This is a genomic window from Eubacterium sp. AM05-23, assembly GCF_003477535.1.
GTDB classification, from domain to species: domain Bacteria; phylum Bacillota; class Clostridia; order Eubacteriales; family Eubacteriaceae; genus Eubacterium; species Eubacterium maltosivorans.
Genome location: NZ_QUDF01000003.1, coordinates 333,623 through 353,806, shown reverse-complemented (window position 1 = coordinate 353,806; position 20,184 = coordinate 333,623). Strand labels below are relative to the sequence as shown.

The 20,184-nt window shown below is 49.3% G+C and carries 16 protein-coding genes; 2 read left to right on the top strand and 14 right to left on the bottom strand.

The window, feature by feature from the left end:
* Position 1 precedes the first annotated feature (1 nt).
* The 12 genes from DW091_RS05625 to DW091_RS05570 form a co-directional block, all read right to left on the bottom strand.
* Positions 2–733 (bottom strand): ABC transporter ATP-binding protein, encoded by a 732-nt coding sequence (locus DW091_RS05625; protein WP_096919993.1) that lies wholly within the window; start codon positions 731–733, stop codon positions 2–4.
* Positions 726–1,643 carry a glycine betaine ABC transporter substrate-binding protein gene (locus DW091_RS05620; protein WP_118517595.1) on the bottom strand — a complete coding sequence of 306 codons (918 nt, stop codon included), beginning with the start codon at positions 1,641–1,643 and terminating at the stop codon, positions 726–728. The genes DW091_RS05625 and DW091_RS05620 overlap by 8 nt, the downstream gene beginning before the upstream one ends.
* Complete coding sequence (locus DW091_RS05615; protein ID WP_096919991.1) at positions 1,640–2,284, bottom strand: ABC transporter permease; 645 nt, start codon at positions 2,282–2,284, stop codon at positions 1,640–1,642. The genes DW091_RS05620 and DW091_RS05615 overlap by 4 nt, the downstream gene beginning before the upstream one ends.
* 108 nt (positions 2,285–2,392) lie before the next feature.
* Positions 2,393–2,812 (bottom strand): Fur family transcriptional regulator, encoded by a 420-nt coding sequence (locus tag DW091_RS05610; protein WP_038352605.1) that lies wholly within the window; start codon positions 2,810–2,812, stop codon positions 2,393–2,395.
* Positions 2,813–3,021: 209 nt separating this feature from the next.
* Positions 3,022–5,391, bottom strand: coding sequence for an endonuclease MutS2 (locus DW091_RS05605; RefSeq protein ID WP_118517594.1), 2,370 nt, complete (start codon positions 5,389–5,391; stop codon positions 3,022–3,024).
* Positions 5,392–5,398: 7 nt separating this feature from the next.
* Positions 5,399–7,801 carry a U32 family peptidase gene (locus DW091_RS05600; RefSeq protein ID WP_158577835.1) on the bottom strand — a complete coding sequence of 801 codons (2,403 nt, stop codon included), beginning with the start codon at positions 7,799–7,801 and terminating at the stop codon, positions 5,399–5,401.
* Between the two features lie 287 nt (positions 7,802–8,088).
* Positions 8,089–9,723, bottom strand: coding sequence for a serine hydrolase (locus DW091_RS05595; protein WP_158577834.1), 1,635 nt, complete (start codon positions 9,721–9,723; stop codon positions 8,089–8,091).
* A gap of 14 nt (positions 9,724–9,737) precedes the next feature.
* Positions 9,738–12,656: an insulinase family protein gene (locus tag DW091_RS05590; protein ID WP_118517592.1), complete on the bottom strand. Its 2,919-nt coding sequence runs from the start codon at positions 12,654–12,656 to the stop codon at positions 9,738–9,740.
* Between the two features lie 64 nt (positions 12,657–12,720).
* Positions 12,721–14,040, bottom strand: coding sequence for a replication-associated recombination protein A (locus tag DW091_RS05585; protein WP_058696354.1), 1,320 nt, complete (start codon positions 14,038–14,040; stop codon positions 12,721–12,723).
* Positions 14,041–14,081: 41 nt separating this feature from the next.
* A complete protein-coding gene (locus DW091_RS05580) occupies positions 14,082–16,109 on the bottom strand; it encodes an N-6 DNA methylase (RefSeq protein ID WP_118517591.1) in 2,028 nt (675 codons plus the stop codon).
* 81 nt (positions 16,110–16,190) lie between these two features.
* On the bottom strand, positions 16,191–17,420 hold the full coding sequence (gene glyA / locus DW091_RS05575) for a serine hydroxymethyltransferase (RefSeq protein ID WP_058693976.1): 1,230 nt from the start codon (positions 17,418–17,420) through the stop codon (positions 16,191–16,193).
* Positions 17,421–17,451: 31 nt separating this feature from the next.
* On the bottom strand, positions 17,452–17,640 hold the full coding sequence (locus DW091_RS05570; protein ID WP_158577833.1) for a hypothetical protein: 189 nt from the start codon (positions 17,638–17,640) through the stop codon (positions 17,452–17,454).
* Positions 17,641–17,870: 230 nt separating this feature from the next.
* On the opposite strand from DW091_RS05570, the gene DW091_RS05565 reads away from it, so the two are divergent.
* Both DW091_RS05565 and DW091_RS20045 read left to right on the top strand, forming a co-directional pair.
* Positions 17,871–18,128: a GlsB/YeaQ/YmgE family stress response membrane protein gene (locus DW091_RS05565; RefSeq protein ID WP_058693974.1), complete on the top strand. Its 258-nt coding sequence runs from the start codon at positions 17,871–17,873 to the stop codon at positions 18,126–18,128.
* Positions 18,129–18,157: 29 nt separating this feature from the next.
* The gene (locus tag DW091_RS20045) at positions 18,158–18,316 is read left to right on the top strand and encodes a hypothetical protein (protein ID WP_158577832.1); all 159 of its coding nucleotides are present in this window, start codon (positions 18,158–18,160) and stop codon (positions 18,314–18,316) included.
* Positions 18,317–18,502: 186 nt separating this feature from the next.
* On the opposite strand, the gene DW091_RS20285 is transcribed toward DW091_RS20045, so the two are convergent.
* Positions 18,503–18,679 carry a hypothetical protein gene (locus DW091_RS20285; RefSeq protein WP_167495183.1) on the bottom strand — a complete coding sequence of 59 codons (177 nt, stop codon included), beginning with the start codon at positions 18,677–18,679 and terminating at the stop codon, positions 18,503–18,505.
* Between the two features lie 104 nt (positions 18,680–18,783).
* Positions 18,784–20,064 carry a serine--tRNA ligase gene (gene serS / locus DW091_RS05560; RefSeq protein ID WP_058693973.1) on the bottom strand — a complete coding sequence of 427 codons (1,281 nt, stop codon included), beginning with the start codon at positions 20,062–20,064 and terminating at the stop codon, positions 18,784–18,786.
* Between the last annotated feature and the right edge of the window lie 120 nt (positions 20,065–20,184).

The following is a 20,184-nucleotide window of genomic DNA, read 5'->3' as shown; positions in this document are numbered from 1 at the left end:
CTTAGCGGTCACTCACCAGTTCTTTTACAAAATCTGTGGCCGGATGGTTCCTTATGTTCTCTGGGGTGTCTATCTGTACCAGACCGCCATGGTCCATGACAGCCACGCGGGTGCCCAGTTTTAAGGCCTCCCGGATATCATGGGTGATAAACACAATGGTCACGCCCAGCTCGCGGTGGATACGCAATATCTCATCCTGAAGCATGCGCCTGGTGATCTCGTCGACAGCCCCAAAGGGCTCGTCCATTAACAGAATCTCCGGCGCTGCGGCCAGTGACCGGGCAATGCCCACCCGCTGCTGCTGTCCGCCGGACAGCTCACTGGGATAACGGTCCAGCAAACTCTGGTCAAGCCCCACAATTTTGACCAGGCGCGCCACAGCTGCCTCGGTCTTCTGCCGGTTCTGCCTGTTTAAAAGGCTGGGAACATAAGCAATGTTTTTCCGCACCGTCATATGCGGGAACAGCCCTACCCCCTGGATAGCATAGCCAATGTTCCGGCGCAAAGCGATGAGGTCGGTCTTTGAGATATCCTGTCCCTGCACACATACAGTACCTGTGTCGGGGATCAGCAGCCCGTTGATCATCTTGAGCAGAGTTGTCTTTCCGCAGCCGGAGCTTCCGATAATAGTCAGAAACTCTCCCTTACCGATATCCAGGCTGAACCGCTCCAGAATGGCTTCGTCACCGTATGCCTTGGTGACGTCCACAAACCGGATAATGGGCTCACTCATTGATCAGACCCTTACTCTTGAGAAATTCCATGGCGACGTCGTGCTCATCCCTGCTGTTAACCTCCAGGTCATAATTCATTTTAGACATCTCCTCATTGGTGATGATACCGTCCATTTTTTTCAGCACACCCTCCAGCTCTGGATATCTTTCCAACGTGTCTTCCCGCACAACGGTACCACAGTAGTAATTCTTAAAAAAGCCTTTGTCATCTGTCAGGGATACCGCGTTGGCCACAGACAGCTGCCCATCGGTGGTATAGGCGTTAATAACGTCCACCTCGCCAGAATTCAGGGCGTTGTATTTAAGACCAATGTCCATGTCCATATGATCCTTAAAGCTGAAGCCATAGGCATCACAGAGTGCCTGATAGCCGTCCTCACGTTCGTAGAAGTCCGGATTGGCACCAAAGGTGATCTCCGGGGTGTATCTGGCCATGTCGGAGAAGGTTTTAATGTTGTATTTATCCGCGATCTCCTTACGCAGCGCCAGGGTGTAGGTGTTATTGAAGCCGTACATACCTACCCATTTAAGACCAAACTGCGCATCGTACTCGTCGGTCAGGGTATTCCACAGGGTCTCGTCATCTGGGTACTCGGTTTTTTTCAGGATGTTGTTCCAGGCTGTGCCAGTGTACTCGGGGTACAAATCAAAATCTCCCTTAATCAGCGCAGGGTGGATATTGCTGGTGCCGCCGCCCACACCTTTGGTGATCTCCACATTCAGGTCTGTGTTTTCCTGAATCAGGATGGACAGCATTTCTCCCAGGATCAGCTGCTCGGTCATGGGCTTGGTGGCGATCTTAACAGTGCCGCTTTCCTTCTGTCCGCCTGCACTGCACCCGGTGATCATGCTCACGCCAAGCACCAGCACCAATGCCAGTGCCCCAATTTTTTTTGTTTTCTTTTTCATGCAATCAATCTCCTCTTTCTGTTGATTATTTTAACAATCAGCCCAATCCCAAAATCTAAGATCAGGGCCAAAAGTGCGATAAGAATACTTCCGGCCACGGTCATGGCCATGTTGCTGGTAGTAATCCCCCGGTAAATGGCGACTCCCAGTCCGCCAGCTCCGATGAAGGAGGCAATGCCAGTCAGGGCAATCGTCATCACCACCATGTTCCTGAACCCTGTCAGAATGACTGGAAGGGCCAGGGGCAGCTTGATCCTATAAAGAATCTGAAAATCTGTGCTGCCCATGCCCCGGGCTGCCTCGATCACTGCCGGGCTGATCCCGGTGATGCCGGTCACGGTGTTGCGCACCATGGGCAGCAGGGCGTACACGGTCAAGGCGATGATGGCCGTTGTGTTTCCAATGCCGGTAAAGGGGATCAAAAACCCAAGAAGGGCAATGGACGGGATGGTATAGATCACGTTGGTGGTTCCCAGAACAATGGGCGACACTCTGGGGTGCTCGCTCACGATTACCCCAAGCACCAGACCGATCACTGCCGCGATGGCAATGGCTGTGCCCGAGATCCGCAGGTGCTGAAGAGTCAGTTGTAAGAAAAAGTCCCCTCGTTCTGTATATAAACTCAATATTTCTTCTAGCAAAATTTCACTCCTTTATTCATTGCCGATTAATGATACCGCTATTATTATAACATAAAGAAAAACAATAAAAAACCGCCGCATTGCCGCGGCGGCTTTACAGTGTCTGCCTTAAGCAGACTGTGAATACAAAGCGATATCCAAATGATCAAGTGTAACGTCCTCGGGAAGCTTATCCTTCAGGTAATCCTTCAGCAGCACTTCCAGGTCATTGTCAAAATAATCTTCAATCTGATTGGTCTTCTTGTTAAAGATATGAACATGAAAACCCGTGCGCGCATCAAAACGCATAACTTCGTTATGATCGTGCAGCTTCAAGATCAATCCTTTTTCCTCGAACGTCTCAAGAATGTTATAGATGGTTCCAACAGACATGATGCTACCTTCATTTTTCAGTTTATCCATGAGCATCTCAGCGCTGGGATGTTCATCCGTTTCTGAAAGAACTTTTAATACGCTTATTCTCTGTGGCGTTGCTTTTAAACCCACACTCTTAATCCGTTCTCTGTATTCTTGTAAATCTGCATTCATCTTTAGAACCACTCCTAGATAATAATTGATGACATAATTATACTGAATCTCCCAAAATTTGTCAACCTTTGTTAACTTTTCTTTATAAAGATAAAGACTTTTTCCGAAAAAACAGCTCTCATTCCATACGCACCGTTTTTTATTCTAACATGTTTTTGATCATAAAGCATTAGGAATCTTGATGTATTTAAAAAAATACATCCTACGAACTACAGCTCGACAACGGTTACGCCAGAGCCTCCCTCGTTCGGTGCGCCCAGCCGGAAATCCTTGATCAGACTGTTATCTTTGAGATAGGCATGTATGACCTGCCGCAGCTTGCCAGTGCCCTTACCGTGGACAATCATGAGCTGATGCGTTCCTGAGACCACTGCGTCGCTGATCATTTTGTCCACCAGATACAGGGATTCCTCCCCGTTTTTACCCCGAAGATCCAGCTTGGTGTCCATGGTATGGCGGTCTGCGCTTTTGTAGCTGATTTTCTTTTCCTTTGGCTTGGCAATGGCCTTGGATTTGGTCAGGTCAGCCAGCCCCACTTTCAGCTTCATATTATCAGTCTGGACCATGACACTGTTATCCTTTGGCATGATCTTAACCACCTCACCCTCCTTGTGGAGGCTCTTGACGTGGACCTTCATACCTGTTTTGATATCGTCGATATCCAGTTCCTCGTCCTCCTCGGGCCGGACGATTTTATACATATCAAAAATATTCTTTTCCTGATTCTTAATCTTTCTTCTCAGGGCCTCCAGCTTTTTATTGTCCTTGACGCTCTGGGCAGTGGTTTCCTGAATATAGCGAATCTCCTTGTAGATTTCCTCAGTCTCCTGCCGCGTGTCCCGTACAATGGCGCTGGCCTCTTCCTGGGCACGCTCGATGATTTCAGCGCTCGCCGCCCTGGCTTTCTCCCGCTCATCTGCCATTTCAGCCTTCATGTCCTCGATCTGGCGTCTCAAGCGCAGGATTTCCTCATGCTCGGCCTCTGTCTTTTTCCGTTTTTCCTCAATTTTAATCAAAGTCTCCTCAAAACGGATGGCTTCATTTTCAATGAGCTTTTTGGACGCTTCGATGATGTCCTCACTCAGCCCCAGCCGCCTGGCGATTTCGAAGGCGTTGGATTTTCCTGGCACACCAATGAGCAGCCTGAAGGTAGGGCGCAGCGTAGCCACGTCAAACTCGACCGATGCGTTAACCACCCCACGGGTAACCAGGGCGTATTCCTTGAGCTCGCTGTAATGTGTGGTAGACACGCTGGTCACGTCCCGCTCATGCAGGGTATTCAGGATTGAGATTGCCAGGGCAGCCCCCTCGGTGGGGTCAGTACCTGCGCCCAGCTCATCAAAGAGAACCAGCGCGTCGGCGTCGGCATTCTTCATAATGTCCACAATGTTGGTCATGTGGGAGGAGAAGGTGCTGAGACTTTGCTCAATGCTCTGTTCGTCACCGATGTCGGCGTAAATATTTTTGTATACCCGTGTGCCGCTTCCCTCTTTGACTGGGACAAACAGCCCAGACTGCACCATGAGGTTCAGCAAACCGATGGTTTTCAGGGTAACCGTCTTACCGCCTGTGTTGGGCCCGGTGATGATCATGGTGTCGATGTTCTCATCCATATAAATGTCCGAAGCCACCACCACCTTAGGGTCAATGAGAGGATGGCGTCCTTTGATGAAGTGGATTTTCCCCTCCTCACTCACACGGGTGAGCACACCGCCGATGGCCAGGCCGTATTTGCCCTTTGCGAACTGGAAATCCAGCTCCACCAACAGGTTGTAATCCTCGATAACCTCCTCTTTATAGTTCGCGACCTTTTCGGACAGCTCTTTGAGGATACGGATAATTTCCTTTTCCTCCTCAGCGGCCAGCACCTTGAGGTCGTTGTTGAGCTCGACCACAGCCAGAGGCTCGATATAAAGCGTGGCGCCGCTGGCCGACCGGTCCAGCACAATACCGGGAATCTGCCCACGGTACTCCTGCTTGACGGGCACTACGTACCGGTTGTTACGGATGGTGATGATACGCTCCTGCAGATACTTTTCGTTCTGCGACGCGGAGATAATACCGTTCAGCTTGTCGGAGATGCGTGTGTTCTTAAAGTTGATCTCCCTCCGAATACGTGAGAGCTCCCGTGAGGCGTTGTCTGCCATCTCGCCCTCTGACAGAATCTTATGGCTGATTTCCTTTTCCAGCTCCTCGCAGGGGGCCAGCAGGGTAAACAGATTTTTAAGCTGATCCAATGTTTCGAGCTGGGTATCATTGTAATAATAGTTTTCCATATCTTTGACGATGCGCAGCAGAGACGCGACGGCCAGCAGCTCCTTCATGGAGAGCATGGCCCCGATGGATGCCCGATGCACATAGTCGTTGGTATTCTTAATTTCGGAAAGTGGCGGACGCCCGTTGCGCAGCATCATGTTAAGTGCTTCACCCGTAACGCCAAGAGCCCTTTCCACCTCGTAGACGGTCTCATAGGGAACCAGGGCGGCGGCCCGCTCCTTTGCCCCCTCGCTGACACAGTGTCCCTTGAGTATTTCAAGTATTTTAGGGTACTCCAGTACCTTCAGACTTCGTTTGTCCATTTTATCGCTATTCGACTCCTCGTTTAAAATTTCCTTTTGTATAGCGGACACCGGTGCGGCCAGGCACAGAACCAAAAACGCCGTTGTCCAGCGCGTTCCGGTAATAGCTTACCACATCCGCCAGTGCCTCATGCCCTTCGTCTGTGGCATAGATCCGCCATTTATCAATATGCTTCTGGCGCTTCAGCTCCTCTTTTAAGAAAAGCACATCGCCGTTATAGATGTGAATAATATTGTCTGTATCCTTACGCAGCGGGAAAGCCGCGCCCCGCTCGTCGATCAAGGCTGCCCAGCCCCGGTATCTCCGGCAGTTTTCACACTGCTTGTCTGCGCAGTTATACACACAGTTAGCGCTTACCATGAGCTCTTGTCTGCCATATACGGGCAACACACAGCTAACGGCAGAACACTTCGCCAGCACTGCAGCTTCCGCGGCGCTCAGCTCCGGCGACAGCACGCCACCCTCCACCTGCCATTCTCTCAACTGCTTCATAGACAGAGCATTAAGCAGATTAAAGGACTGGTCTGCCTCTTTGTAAACCGGCTTGTTCTGGAACAGGCTCAGCACCTCATAATTCTTTAAAAGTATGCCATCATGGTTCAGGCCGCAGAAGGCATCAAGATTAGACTTAAGCCGTGCGGACGCTGCGGTATCCATAATCCTCGGAAATGCGAGCAGCACCCGCTTCCCGTATTCATGGGCACTGGCAATAAGCGCCTCACAGTCCTGGGGCCGGCTGAGGTCTTGTACCGGGAGCACCAGCTCATCCACCGCCAGGCCGCAGAGAGCCTGAAAGCCGGCCTTGTCAGCCGGTTCCAGCGACAAAAGAGGCCTTTGCACCTCTGGCTTGGCTGGCAGCTCGCGCTCTAATGAAAAGACCACCGGCGTGGGTTTTTCTTCTGCCTGTTCTGCGTCCAAAGCCTCCAATATCTCCCGGCGCAGCGCATTCAGCTCGCCCTTTGATAAGAAGATACCCGGCTCGATGTCTGCGTCCAGACCGCCAAACTGGTAGCCTGTACCACCCAGCCGCTCAAATTGCCCAGACAGTGTCTCGCAGGTCAGAGGCAGGTTCTGGGCTGCTGCAGGCGTGATGTCTGAGACTCGGGTCACCACCTGTTCTCCTGCCTCAGCAGTGACCTCTGCCGGCGCGCCGAGGGCCAGTTTCAGCCTGAAGCGCACCGTCTGCTGCCCGGCAGGCTTTGCCGATCGGCTTTCACTTTTCAGCCGCCTCATCAGGCGCGCGTCGTAATTGCGGTAAACCGGGGTGCCGGCAGGCACCTTAAATCGACTCGGCACCTTAACCTTTATACCCGGTTTTTCTGAAGCTAACGGACGGCCTTTTAAATCGAAAAGCGCGTCGATCCGCATCCCCTTTTCAGAGTCCTCACCAAAGGACAGGCCGTCGCCTGTGGAAAAGGAGGTATCCGGCAGTGCCTCAATCAAAAGCCTGCCGTTCTCACACCCAATGACACGGCCTGCCAAAATCCCCCGGTTGCGGCCCACTACATCATTAATGACCTGCATATCGCCGAAAAGGCGGCCATCTGTAAAGGAGCGGTTAAACACCTGAGCCAGCTCTTTTTCCGTGATGGACGGTGTCTTTCCCTCTCCATCCACAGCGTCCAGCGTTTCACGGTAGGCCCGGGTCACAGCGTATACATACTCGGGGCTTTTCATACGCCCCTCGATCTTCAGAGAAGCAATACCTGCCTGTGCCACCTCGTCAAGCCTTTCCTTAATGTTCAAATCCCTCATGCTGAGAAGATATCCCTCCTTAATCAGGCGGTTATCCGCATCCCTCAGCTGGTATTTTTTTCGGCAGGGCTGGGCGCAGAGGCCCCGGTTTCCGCTTCTGCCGCCGATCATGCTGCTCATCAGGCACTGCCCTGAATAAGCGTAACAGAGAGCGCCATGGCAGAAAAGCTTGAGTTCCACCTTTGTTTTTTCCGCGATCATAGCCGCTTCCGAGATAGGCATCTCCCTTGGAAGCACCACCCGCATAAAGCCCAGTCTCTCAAAGAACAGGGTACCCTCAAGGCCGTACACAGATCCCTGGGTGCTGGTCTGGAGCCTGAAGTCTGGAAAGTATTTTTGCAGCAGAAAGATCAGCCCCAGATCCTGGACAATAAGGCCATCAATGTCCAGACCTGCCAAAAAGTTCAGATCCTTTACCAGATCCTCAAGCTCTTCGTCCTTGATGAGAATGTTAAGCGTCACATAGACCTTTACCCCATACTGCCTGCACAGCGCCACGGCTTCTGTCATTTCCTTTTCATCCATATTGCCCGCGTTACGTCTGGCGTTAAAGGCCTTGCCGCCAAAATAGACTGCGTCCGCCCCGCCGTTTATGGCCGCACGGATGCACTCCAGGGTGCCCGCCGGCGCCAGCAGCTCAGGTATTTTGTACATTGTCCCCGCCTCCTTTATTATCCTATGAACCATTGGTCTATTATAACCTTTTTAACCATAAAACAAAATATGTAATCATGAACAGAATCAATAAATCACAAAACTTTTGCCCGGGTCTTTACTTTAATGCCTGGCTAAAACATAATGAGAGAGAGCCCTTTGAGGCGTAAAGAAGCAGCTTTTTCCATGAAATCCATCAATCTCCGGGCACAATCCTACAATACCGATCTCATACAAAAGCCCCGGACAAAAGCAGTCCGGGGCTTTATTATGTATTTATTCAGTTTTTATCGCTTCTTCGTTCCGGTTGGACGCGGGCCTGTCCGCTGGCGGCTGCCCGACTGCCCGGAGGATGGACGTTTTTTCTTTTGTACTGGCCGTGCAGTGGCATTGCGCTCCACAGGTCTTCCCTGCGAAGCTGAACCTGAGGGCTTTCTTCTTGGTGGACTGCCGGATGGACGTTTCTGCTGAGGCCTGTGCTGCGGCTCACCGGTGGTGGTTTTACGCGGAGGCGTCCCTGACCCGGTATAGCCCTGCGATTCATAGAGTTTCTGTTTAGCCCTTCTCCGAGCTCTGGCCTGTTTTGCCCGCATGATTTTCCGTTTGCGGTAAACATAAAAGCGGAAAAAGATAAACAGGATCACCAGCAATGGAATGCCGATAAAGGCCGCGATTCTCAGATAATCCCAGAAATTTCTGGGACGGATCTGGTTCTGGGCGTACAACGGCGTTGATTTCACTGAGTCGGTGCCCTCGTAGATGGTCAATGTCCCTACCTGAGCGTCGGGCTCAATATCACCCACTACCTTAAGCCCTTTTTCGGTATCAGCCAAAAGGCTGGTATCCCAGGAGACCTTGGCGGTGTATTTATCCTCCTGCCCCTTGGGGATCATGGAGCTGTAGGCTTCCTTTGTCTTGACCGACAGGTTTTTGCCATCCTTGTAATGGGCATTAATCACTGTAAAATCTTTATAATGACCGGAATCATCCGTCCAGTCCAGCAGGCGGTTGTCATCAAAGGCGGCGTTGATGGTACTGCTGGCCTCGGCAAAAATACCCTTCTCATCGCCCTTCATAATCACTCCGACGATCTTCGCGTCACCATCCTCGGCATTGTAGACAAAGCAGCGGCCAGCTTCATCAGTATTACCAGTCTTACCGCCCTTTGCCTTGGCGTTGTAGTAAGGATTATCAGTTCTTCCCTCCTCGATGGTTCCGCCGTAGTCGGCAGCATCCTTGTAGAGAAGCATATCCGTATTTTTCCACTTCTGCGGCTCGCCGCGGTTGGTGGTCATCTCATAGACCTTGGTACCCTCCACCTTTGAGATGGTCTCATTAGAGAAGGCCGTCTTCCCGATCACCGCCATATCGGCTGGTGTGGTGTAATGGTCAGGATCGTGAAGACCGTGGGCATTTTTAAAATGTGTATTCTTAAGCCCCATCTGCTGCGCTTTGGCATTCATTTGATCCACGAAGACCGACATGGCCTGATTGTAGTCCATCTTTTCATTTCCACTGATCTTACGCCCGATGTTGGCTGCGATCACGTTGGCTGCGTCGTTGCCTGACGGCAGCAGCAGCGCGTACAGCAGCTGCTCCCAGGTATAGATTTCTCCAACCTCCAGATGAGCCACGCTGCTCTCGTAGCCGATGAGCTTAACCTCATCGCCAACGGTTATCTTGTCATTCAGGCTTGAGCCCACATAATCCAGAGCCGTTAAAGCGGTCATAAGCTTTGTTGTGCTGGCCGGGTAGTAGCGTTCGTCTGCGTTTTGCTCTACCAGAATATCGCCGCTGTTTACCTCAAAGACAACAACTCCCTCGTCGGGGCCAAAAGATGGCATCGCCGCCCACGCACCGCTGCCAAAGACCCCAAACGCCAGCAGCAAAGCCCCTAAAACTGAAATAATTTTCCTCTTCATTGATCCCCGCCACATTATTTAATGTATTTTATTTCTTTAAATTCGTCCTCGGCTGCCTTCACTGCTTCCTCGCTCCCGATGACACAGAGCACGTTTTTATCCATGGCCTCACGAATCATGTCCGCTGTTTTGCGCAGGCTGTCATTCGTCGTACCCAGAATTTCATCACGTTCTTTCTGAAGGTCCTCCTGAGTAGTCCTGTTAAAATACATGGTATCCGCCGCGTCTGCTTTCAGGGCTGTTGACAAAGGCACATCTTTACTGCTGATGGTCCCGATAATATATTTTTCCATTTCACGTCTGGAAATATCCAGATTTTCGACGTACTCAAAGGCCTCGTTGTAGGCGTCTAGAGTTTTGGACAGATTGGGGTCACGGAAGGAGGCAAAGGAAAGCTCTCCAGCCCGGTTGATGCCGAAATGCGCACCGTAGGCTCCTCCCTGAACACGGATCCGGTTCCAGAGGTAGTCCATGGCCAAAATGGATTTGAGTACCAGCATACTCCCGTTGTAGCTGTAACCCAGCTCACGGATATTAAAGCCCTTGGAAACGTACTGAATCTTAGCGGCTGTCATAAAGCCCTCATCCTTGACCTCCAGGTCAAAATGATAGCGATAGGTTTCCATATCTCTGTCTGGCAGGTTTTCTAAAAATCCGCCCACAGCTTCGAGCACTGGCTCCTTCAAATCCTTGTCTCCAGTGACGCTGATGATCAGACCTTTTTTATTAAAGACCCTATTTGCAATTTCCTTAAGCTTAGCGGACAACTCTTCCCAGCGCTCGTCAAAATGATCGTCGAGATCTGAAAGGAACTGGTAAAACTCAATACCGCCGAGCTCCTCAAACATTCTGGCAGACTGGGAATAATAGGACTGGAGACGCTGTACACTCACCGTGTGACCGCCCATCAGGAACTGGTTCTCCTTGTTCATACGGATTTCACCAACGATATCCTCGATCAGATGGCGTTCGTCAAAACGGCTTCTTAAAATTGTGGATTCGATAAGCTCCAGCAGGCGCTTGACATTGGCGCCAACAGCCTTGCCCTTGATGGCAAATTTGCTCTCGTAGCGTCCGCTCTCCTTGATGTTATCATAGGTTTCAACACTGGAGGAGATACCGCCAGTGCTGATCTCAATTTCCTGGTTCAGTCTCTCATAATCATAATCCTCTGTGCTGACCCGGCCAATGATCTTATTGACCAGAGACAGATATTTCAGATCCTCCTGAGGGACTGTGTGTGTGTCAAAATAGAACTTGACATAGGCGATGCCTCCGGTATAGCCAGGATGATAAAGCAGCTTATGCCCTTTAAATTCTTCTTCATAGAGAACCACCTCACGGGCCTTTTTATTAATTTCGTCAAGGCTCAGCTTCGGAATGCTCTCGAGAGCCTCAGGGCTGTCCTCGGTGTTCTGGCGTTCCAAAAGGGCCTGAGTATCAGCCACCAAGGCATCCAGTTCTTCTGGCGACAACGATTTTTTATAGGCTTCCAGCTTATCGCTGAGCGCTTTTTCTTTTTTTTCGGCCAGACTGCTGTCTGGATGAATGCTCACAAACGCCTGGTGGGGGTTGCCGAGGAGATAACGCGCGATCAGAGCCTCGAAGCCGCGGTTCTCACTGCTCATACGCAGCTTGGAAATCGCATCGCGATATTTCAGGTGTGACAGCGGATCACCGCCGTAGAGCCAGGTATCAAACATTTCCAAGCCGTACATCAGGCCCTTGGGGTAGGAGCCGTACTCACCCTCGATGAGCATAAATTCATTGATGTTAATACCTGCTTCCACGCTGCGCTTGTCAAGCCCGCTTGTCACCAGCTCTTCCAGGGTTTTTTCCACGGTCTCGATAAAAAGGTCTTTATATTTTTCGTCCGTATGCTTGAGCACAATAGAAAAGTAGGGCTGCTTCATGGAGCTGGAATAAGCGTAGTCTACCTCTTTACAGATGTTAAGATCTAAAAGCGCCTTTTTGAGCGGTGCGGAGTTTGCCCCAAGCAGGATGTGTCCCAGCACGTCAAAGGCCAGTATATCCTCAAAGGTCGGCTCGTTCTCCAGCACATAGCTCAGCGAAAGATAATCCTTGTTCTTCTGGTCCTCATCCGACGGAATCGGGTAACTGTCTGAGGCGACCGCCATTTCCTCAAAGGGTAACTGGGTCGGAATTTCACTGTCAATAGCTGCGCGGTCAAACTGGCTCAGATAGGCCTCATCCAGATATTTCAAATGGGCATCCATATCGCCGTCGCCGTAAAGATAAATATAAGAATTGGAAGGATGATACAGCTTTTTGTGGAACGCTGCAAAGTCCTCAAAGGTAAGGTCTGGTATATTTTCCGGATAGCCGCCAGACTCCTCGCCATAAATTGAATCTGGGTAAAGAGTCTGAAAAATTTTACGCTGCAGCACTTCCTCGGGGCTTGAATAAACGCCCTTCATCTCATTATAGACCACGCCGTTATAGGTAATGGGGTCTTCCTTGTTTTCAAGATGGTAGTGCCATCCCTCCTGATGGAAGATATGCGGCGTATTGTAAATGTCTGGATAAAACACTGCATCCAGATAAACGTCCATCAGGTTCATAAAATCCTTGTCATTGGTGCTGGCTATGGGGTAGACGGTTTTGTCCGGGTAGGTCATTGCGTTCAGGAAGGTATTCATAGACCCCTTGGCCAGCTCTACAAAGGGCTCCTTAACCGGGTATTTTCTGGAGCCGCATAAAACGGAATGCTCCATAATGTGGGCCACGCCTGTACTGTTGTCCGAGGGTGTTCTGAACCCGATATGGAACACCTTGTTATCGTCATCGTTAGATATATAGATAAGGCGGGCACCGGTTTTGTCATGCTCAAAAACCCGGGCGACGCCGTTTACTTCTTCAATATTTTCTTCCCTCAAAAGGGTGAATCCATGTAGTTTGTCGTGTACTTTCAATCTGTTTCTCCTTATTTTTCGTATTTTGATGCGGTTCATCACATATTCATTATCTATATTATTTTTATTTTGTCTCTACTTCCCAGTTCTTCAGATGCTCCAGATGCTCTTTAACCTTTTGCTCATAGCCGTTTTCTGTCGGCTTATAAAACCGTGTTCCAGCAAGATCGTCCGGCAGGTACTGCTGGGGATAATAGTTGCCTGGATGGCTGTGGGGGTAAACATAGTTCAGCCCTCTGCCCAGCTTCTCACTGCCTGGGTAGTGAGCGTCTCTCAGATGCCCCGGCACCTCAGAATTGGACTGATGCCTCACCGCGGATGTTGCGGCGTCCAAACCAGCGTAGGAGGCGTTACTTTTTGGCGCAGAGGCCAGAAAGGTTACCGCCTGAGCCAGGTTGATGCGCGCCTCGGGCAGTCCGATCATCTCAACAGCCCGGGCTGCGGCTGTAGCCACCAGCAACGCCATGGGCTCTGCGTTTCCGATATCCTCGGAAGCGGAAATCACAATCCGCCTTGCGATGAATTTAGGATCTTCCCCGGCTTCCAGCATCTTGGCCAGCCAGTAAAGAGCCGCGTCAGGATCTGAGCCTCGTATACTTTTGATAAAGGCCGAAATGGTGTCATAATGGTTATCGCCCTTTTTATCATACTGTACAGCCTTTTTCTGAATACACTCCTGAGCTGTTTCAAGGTCGATATGGATATAGCCCTGATCGTCCTTCTCCTTGGTCAGTATCCCAAGCTCCAGCGCATTGAGCGCGCGCCGTACGTCGCCGTTCGAGACGGCTGTCAGGTGATCCAGGGCTTCCTCGTCCACCTTGAGCTTCATACTGCCATAGCCCTTCTTTTTATCGGTAACGGCTCGTCGCAGCAGGCCCTTAATCTCATCGTCTGTTAAAGTTTTAAACTCAAAGATCGTCGACCGTGACAAAAGCGGCGAGTTGATCTCAAAATAAGGGTTCTCCGTTGTCGCGCCGATCAGCACCACCAGTCCACCTTCCACGCTTGGCAGCAGCGCATCTTGCTGTGCCTTGTTAAATCGGTGGATTTCATCGATGAAAAGAATCGACTTACGATTATAGATACCCAAATTATCCTTCGCCTTGTCTAAAATTTCTGTAATTTCTTTTTTACCGGAGGTTACGGCGTTCAATTCGTAAAAAGCAGCCTGTGTCCGGTGAGCTATAATCTTGGCCAGTGTGGTCTTACCGGTTCCCGGAGGACCGTAAAAAACCACTGACGAAAGCTTGTCCGCCTCGATAAGACGGTAAAGCAGCTTACCCTTTCCGATAATATGGGACTGTCCGACAAACTCATCCAGTGTGGTCGGACGCATCCGCACCGACAGCGGCGCGTTATCCTCAATCTGGTTCTCATAGTTCATGTCAAAAAAAGATGCCTGCACGATGCCTCACCTCGTTTCTATTATTCGTTTTTATTGTTTTCAATCCAGCTGATTTCTTCTTCATTTATGTCAAAATACCCATAAATCCAACGGTCCGCCTTCAAAAGTAAGGCCTCCCGATCTTTTTTGTGGGTAGTCTCAGTCAAGTTTATAATTTTATCATAAAAATCCTTAAATTTGTCCGAAATTTCCATGCTTACGTCAGGAATTTTCAACTTTAGCACAGTATTAGGATAATACTCGTACAGATCAACACCAAGCTTTTTCGCAAAGGACTTAAAATAAAAATTATAAAGGCGGCTGTTAAGCAGCATCACCAAAAATTCCTCGTTCACCTGACTGTACAGTCGGTTCTTCAGTGTAAGACCATAGATGTCCGCGCTGAAGAAATAGCGGTTCTCATCAATGGCAAAGCGGTTGTCCTTTGCCTTATATGGAAAAACGATCTTTTTTTTCATAAAGCATTCGGGGTTCCTGCCCCACTGGATAGCATACCAGGGCAGACGCCCGCTCATGCACTCCCGCCGGCCGCTTAGCTTTTCTCTGAACTGCTTCAGGTAGACCTCCTCATAAGGATGTCGCTCGATGGCGTCAATCTCATTGGTATACAATATCTGTTTTCCCGGCGGAGTAATCTCAAAGGCGTGCACGTTCCGGTTTTTTATCCAGGGATGCAGAAACTGTAGATTGAAATTATACGCATCCAGCTCATTGTCGTCAAAGATAAAGGCTTTATCATTGCCGGTGATGATCCCCTGGAAGCTGTCCACCAGGTTTTCCAAGGTAAAGGGCGCGCGCTTCTCAATTTTTTCCACGATCGTTTTTGTCATGGGGCCGTAAAGCCGCCACAAAGCGTCATCCATCTGGCTCTGGCGCGTCTCAAAGTCCTCATGAAGCTTTGGCTGGCCGCTTTCCAGATCTTCAATGTAAACTGGCGTTTCCCGCAGCTTACCCTTCTGTACAAAAAACCGGGAAACCCGTGCCGCATGCCGCGCAGGGGCCCTGCCCTTTATCAGAAGGCTCAGCGCCGGATCGATGCCAATGCCGCTTATAACACGCAGGCCATTAAAATCAATGAGCCGCCTGATCATAAAATGCTCGCGGATAAACTGCCGGAGAGCCCGCGCATTGTAGGCTTCCATAAAATACCTGGAAGTCAGGAATAGAAGCCTTCCTTTATCTTTCAGAAGCTCATATCCACGTTTAAAAAAGCAATAGGATAAATCCCCCTTGTTCTGATAAACATCGCTGTACAGGGCTTTTAAGCGCTTCATATAATCCGAGTCAATTTCCTTGTGCCCGACGTAGGGCGGGTTGCCGATCACCACATCAAAGGAGCTGTCCTTAAAGTCAGCCGTGGACTTATCCAGACAGTCTCCCACCATGATACCTGCCGGATAGCAGTATTTCGGTCCCTTTAACGCCAATGTGATCCGGGTTACCAGTACAGCCAGAGGATCCTTATCCACACCACATAATGATTTCTGGAGCAGCCGCTTGTGCACAGCCTCCTTTTCAAGATCCTTGGTGTTCTTCAGGATATAGTCATAGGCAGCGCTGAGGAGCGATCCGCTGCCGCAGGCCGGGTCTAGAATCTTTTCTTTCTTCACAACGCTCACACAAAGCGAAACCATATACTCTGCCAGAACATCCGGCGTGTAAAAAATTCCCTGGCTCTTTTTATGGCTGCGGTGCAGGCACTCCTCGTACAGCTCCCCGATGACGCTGGCGTTCTTATTTTCAAAACTGTCGGTATCCTCGATAAAACGCTTCACATCCTCCCAGATCAACCCGCTGAGTGTCAGTTTTCCCTCATCGGTCCAGTGATGGGAGTTTGAGACGCCGCGGCTCCACACCCGCATGATGCCGCCAACGGTAAAGTCTGTTCGCAGCTTTTGAGCGTTTTTTCGGTCTAGGACCACACGACCGTTATCCACCAAAAATTTCAGGGTCAATATTTTAATGAGAAAAAGTAGCAACTCACCCTTGTTCTCAACATAATCGTACCGTTTATAGACTTCATCGATCTTCTGTATTATTTCCTTCATCCCGGGAATCACTCCTTAGTCATACTCAGACCATTATAACAAAAAAAGATGCTGTTGGACAGCATCTTGATAAATTCTCTTTTATTCGTACAAAGGATATTTACTGGTCAGATAAGCTACCTTTTCTTTTGCCAGCTCCAGGTCTTTTTTGATCAGCGCTGCCTCGAAGGCGTCTGCGATAACCGACATATCCTCTTCCTTCATGCCGCGGGTAGTGACAGCCGGGGTCCCCACACGCACGCCGCTTGTCACAGTCGGTTTCTGCTTATCGTAAGGGATAGCGTTTTTATTGGCGGTAATGTTGACACTGCCCAGAATATCATCAGCCTCCTTGCCCGTCAGGCCGACAGCGCTGACGTCTACTAACAGCAAATGGTTATCGGTCCCGCCAGACACGATCCGGAAGCCTTTTTCGGTGAGCGCATCGCACAGTGCCTTGGCATTCTTTATGATCTGCTTCTGGTATTCTGTGAATTCCGGACTGGCGGCTTCTTTGAAGGCCACTGCTTTTCCTGCAATAATGTGCATCAACGGCCCTCCCTGTATACCGGGGAAAACAGCCTTGTCAATTTTTTCCGCAAAGGCCGCCTTGCACAAAATGAGGCCGCCCCTTGGGCCGCGCAGTGTTTTATGGGTTGTGGTGGTGACAAAGTCCGCGTAGGGTACCGGGTTCTGGTGCAGTCCCGCTGCCACCAGCCCTGCGATGTGCGCCATATCCACCATCATCAGCGCATCATTGGCCTTACAGACCTTTGAAATACGTTCAAAGTCAATGGCTCTTGGATAAGAGCTGGCTCCTACTACCACCAGCTTTGGTTTCTTTTCCACGATCAGCCGCTCCAGCTCTTCATAGTCGATGGTTTCCGAATCTGGGCTGACACCGTAGGATATAAAATTAAAATATTTTCCTGAAAGATTTACCTTGCTGCCGTGGGTCAGATGCCCCCCTTGGTCCAAACGCATCCCTAGCACCAGATCTCCAGGCTCCAGCACGGCAAAGTACACAGCCGTATTGGCCTGAGCCCCGGAATGGGGCTGGACATTGGCGTGGTCTGCGCCAAACAGCGCTTTCGCCCGCTCTCTCGCGATCCGTTCTACCTCGTCCACATACACACAGCCGCCATAATAGCGGGCGCCAGGTACGCCCTCGGCATATTTATTGGTCAGATGGCTGCCCATGGCCTCCATCACAGCCTCTGAAACAAAGTTTTCGGAAGCAATGAGCTCAATATGGCTTTGCTGCCTTTTGAGCTCTTTTTCCATAAACTCATAGATCTCCGGGTCTTCTCTTTTCACGTGTTCAAAATTCATTCTTTCTCCTCCACATACGCTCTTTTTCTGTTTATTTTAAATATTGGTTATCATTTTGCCGGTTAGACAGTTTTTCTAACGAGATGGCGATGCTCTTCACATAGGTCATCATTTCTTCCATCTTCGCTTTAAAGTAAAAAACAAACATAATTCCGGCCATCAAAAACAGAATTAAGATGATCGGAACAATGGTCCAAGCCGTACTGGCTAGGCTATTCATAAAGGTATTCATATTTTCTCCTAAGTTTGTCAATTTAGATTGTCCTTAATATAAAGACTATCGTCTGCAAATTAGTTACATACTATTTTAACACGAAAATACATTATTGCAAGCAGATTTTAAATTTTTCCCATTCCTTTTTAGCGCTTAAATAAAAAAACTATAAAATGTTTAGAAATTCTGCGCAGAGGTATATATATGTATAAAATTACTATAAAGGAGTGACAATTATGTTCCACCTCATTTGGGTTTTAATTATCGGCGGCATCATCGGTGCCATCGCCGGAGCTATAACAAGCAGAAGACTGCCAGCCGGCTGGGTCGGCAATATCGTTGCCGGGATCATCGGTTCATATCTCGGCGAATTACTTTTAGGCAACTGGGGACCACACGTTGCCGGTATGGCGGTTTTCCCGTCTATTATCGGAGCGATCATCCTCGTTGTCATTGTATCCCTTATTCTTGGTTTAGGAAGAAAAGAAAGCTGACCACAGCATAAATAAAGGAGGAATTAACCATGGTACGTATATTACGCGTAGCTGCCGCCATCGGCGCAGCTGTTCTCATCTTCAGCCTGCTGAAAAACAAAGGCGCTGAAAAAGCATCCGACGGCGAAAGCCTGAGAGATAAAGCAGAAGAAGCTATTGAAGCGACAGCCTCATCCATTTCCGAATGATTGACCGAGTCCGGCACAGCCGGACTTTTTTTATGCAAAAAACATCCCGGGGTGCAGCCGGGATGTTCGTTTGGGGAAAATGCTAAGCGCTCTTAATTTACTAAAAAAGAGGCGATGTTCTTGGAAACAAGCACATTTTACACCACCTCCACATTAAGATTCAAGCCAGACAGCCTAAAAATTTTGTTAAAATTCTGCAAAGCTCTGATTCTTTGCTTTCACCTGGCTTTTAAACTTTTCAATGACCTCGCCGACCGTCAGGCCATCCACCACCTCGCCGGTCTCGTTGATAATGCCCTGTATCCGTTCGTCACTGTAGATTACATCCATATAGTGGCCCTGGTATTCTTTTGCTAGCTTCATTTCGGGTTCCTCTTTCGTAGATTGATACCATTGTATCTACCCAATCGGCTTATAAAAAAATCATAAAAGGAGATGTATTTTTGCAACACACCTCCCATCTAATTCTATTGGATTTTTTCCTTACCGCCCATATACATCCGCAGCGGTTCTGGAATATTAATGGTGCCGTCCTCGTTAATATTATTTTCAAGGAATGCGATGAGCATACGCGGCGGCGCAACCACCGTATTGTTCAGCGTATGGGCAAAGTATTTTCCCTTTTCCTTGCTGCGGACACGGATACCCAAGCGCCGTGCCTGCGCGTCACCAAGATTAGAGCAACTGCCCACTTCAAAGTATTTCTGCTGTCGCGGCGACCACGCCTCAACGTCAATGCTCTTAACCTTCAGGTCTGCCAGATCTCCCGAACAGCATTCCAGCGTACGTACAGGAATGTCCAGCGAACGGAAGAAATCAACTGTATTGGTATACAGTCTCTCAAACCACATCATGCTGTCTTCAGGCTCGCACACCACGATCATTTCCTGTTTTTCAAACTGGTGGATACGGTAAACGCCGCGCTCTTCAATCCCATGTGAGCCAACTTCCTTTCTAAAGCATGGTGAATAGCTCGTAAGGGTCTGCGGCAGCTGGTTTTCATCTAAAATGGTATCGATGAATTTACCGATCATGGAGTGCTCGCTGGTGCCGATCAAATAGAGATCCTCACCCTCGATTTTATACATCATATTCTCCATTTCAGAGAAGCTCATAACTCCAGTGACCACATCGCTGCGGATCATGAACGGCGGGATGTAGTAGGTAAATCCACGGTCGATCATAAAGTCACGGGCATAGGATAAAATACCCGAGTGCAGTCTTGCAATGTCGCCGCTCAGATAATAAAAGCCATTGCCGCTGGTCTTGCGGGCGCTGTCAAGATCTACACCGTTGAATTTTTCCATAATGTCAATATGGTAGGGCACTTCGTATTCCGGTACCACAGGTTCCCCAAAACGCTCGACCTCTACATTTTCGCTGTCATCACGTCCAATTGGCACAGAGGGATCAATGATATTTGGGATCACCAGCATTCTTTCCCGGATTTCTCCTTCAAGCTTTGCCTCCAAAGCTTCCAGATCCTCCAGCTGCTTATTGATTTCTACAACCTGTGCCTTTGCCTTTTCAGCTTCATCCTTCTGTCCTTTGGACATAAAGCCGCCGATTTGCTTGCTGATGGTGTTACGTTGTGCTCTCAAGGTATCTCCCTCAGTTTTGGAGTCACGGTACTTTCTGTCCATTTCGACAACTTCATCCACCAAAACCAGTTTTTCATCCTGAAACTTTTTTCGGATGTTTTCCTTCACAAGCTCTGGATCGGTACGCAGTAATTTAATATCTAACATATTTCCTCCTTGAATCTATCAGGTGCCTCTTCGCTGCCTAAAGGCAATCGAAAATCCCCTTTGCTCATTATTATTTTACAGATATCACCAATTATAACAAATCTAAACCAAAATAGCCAT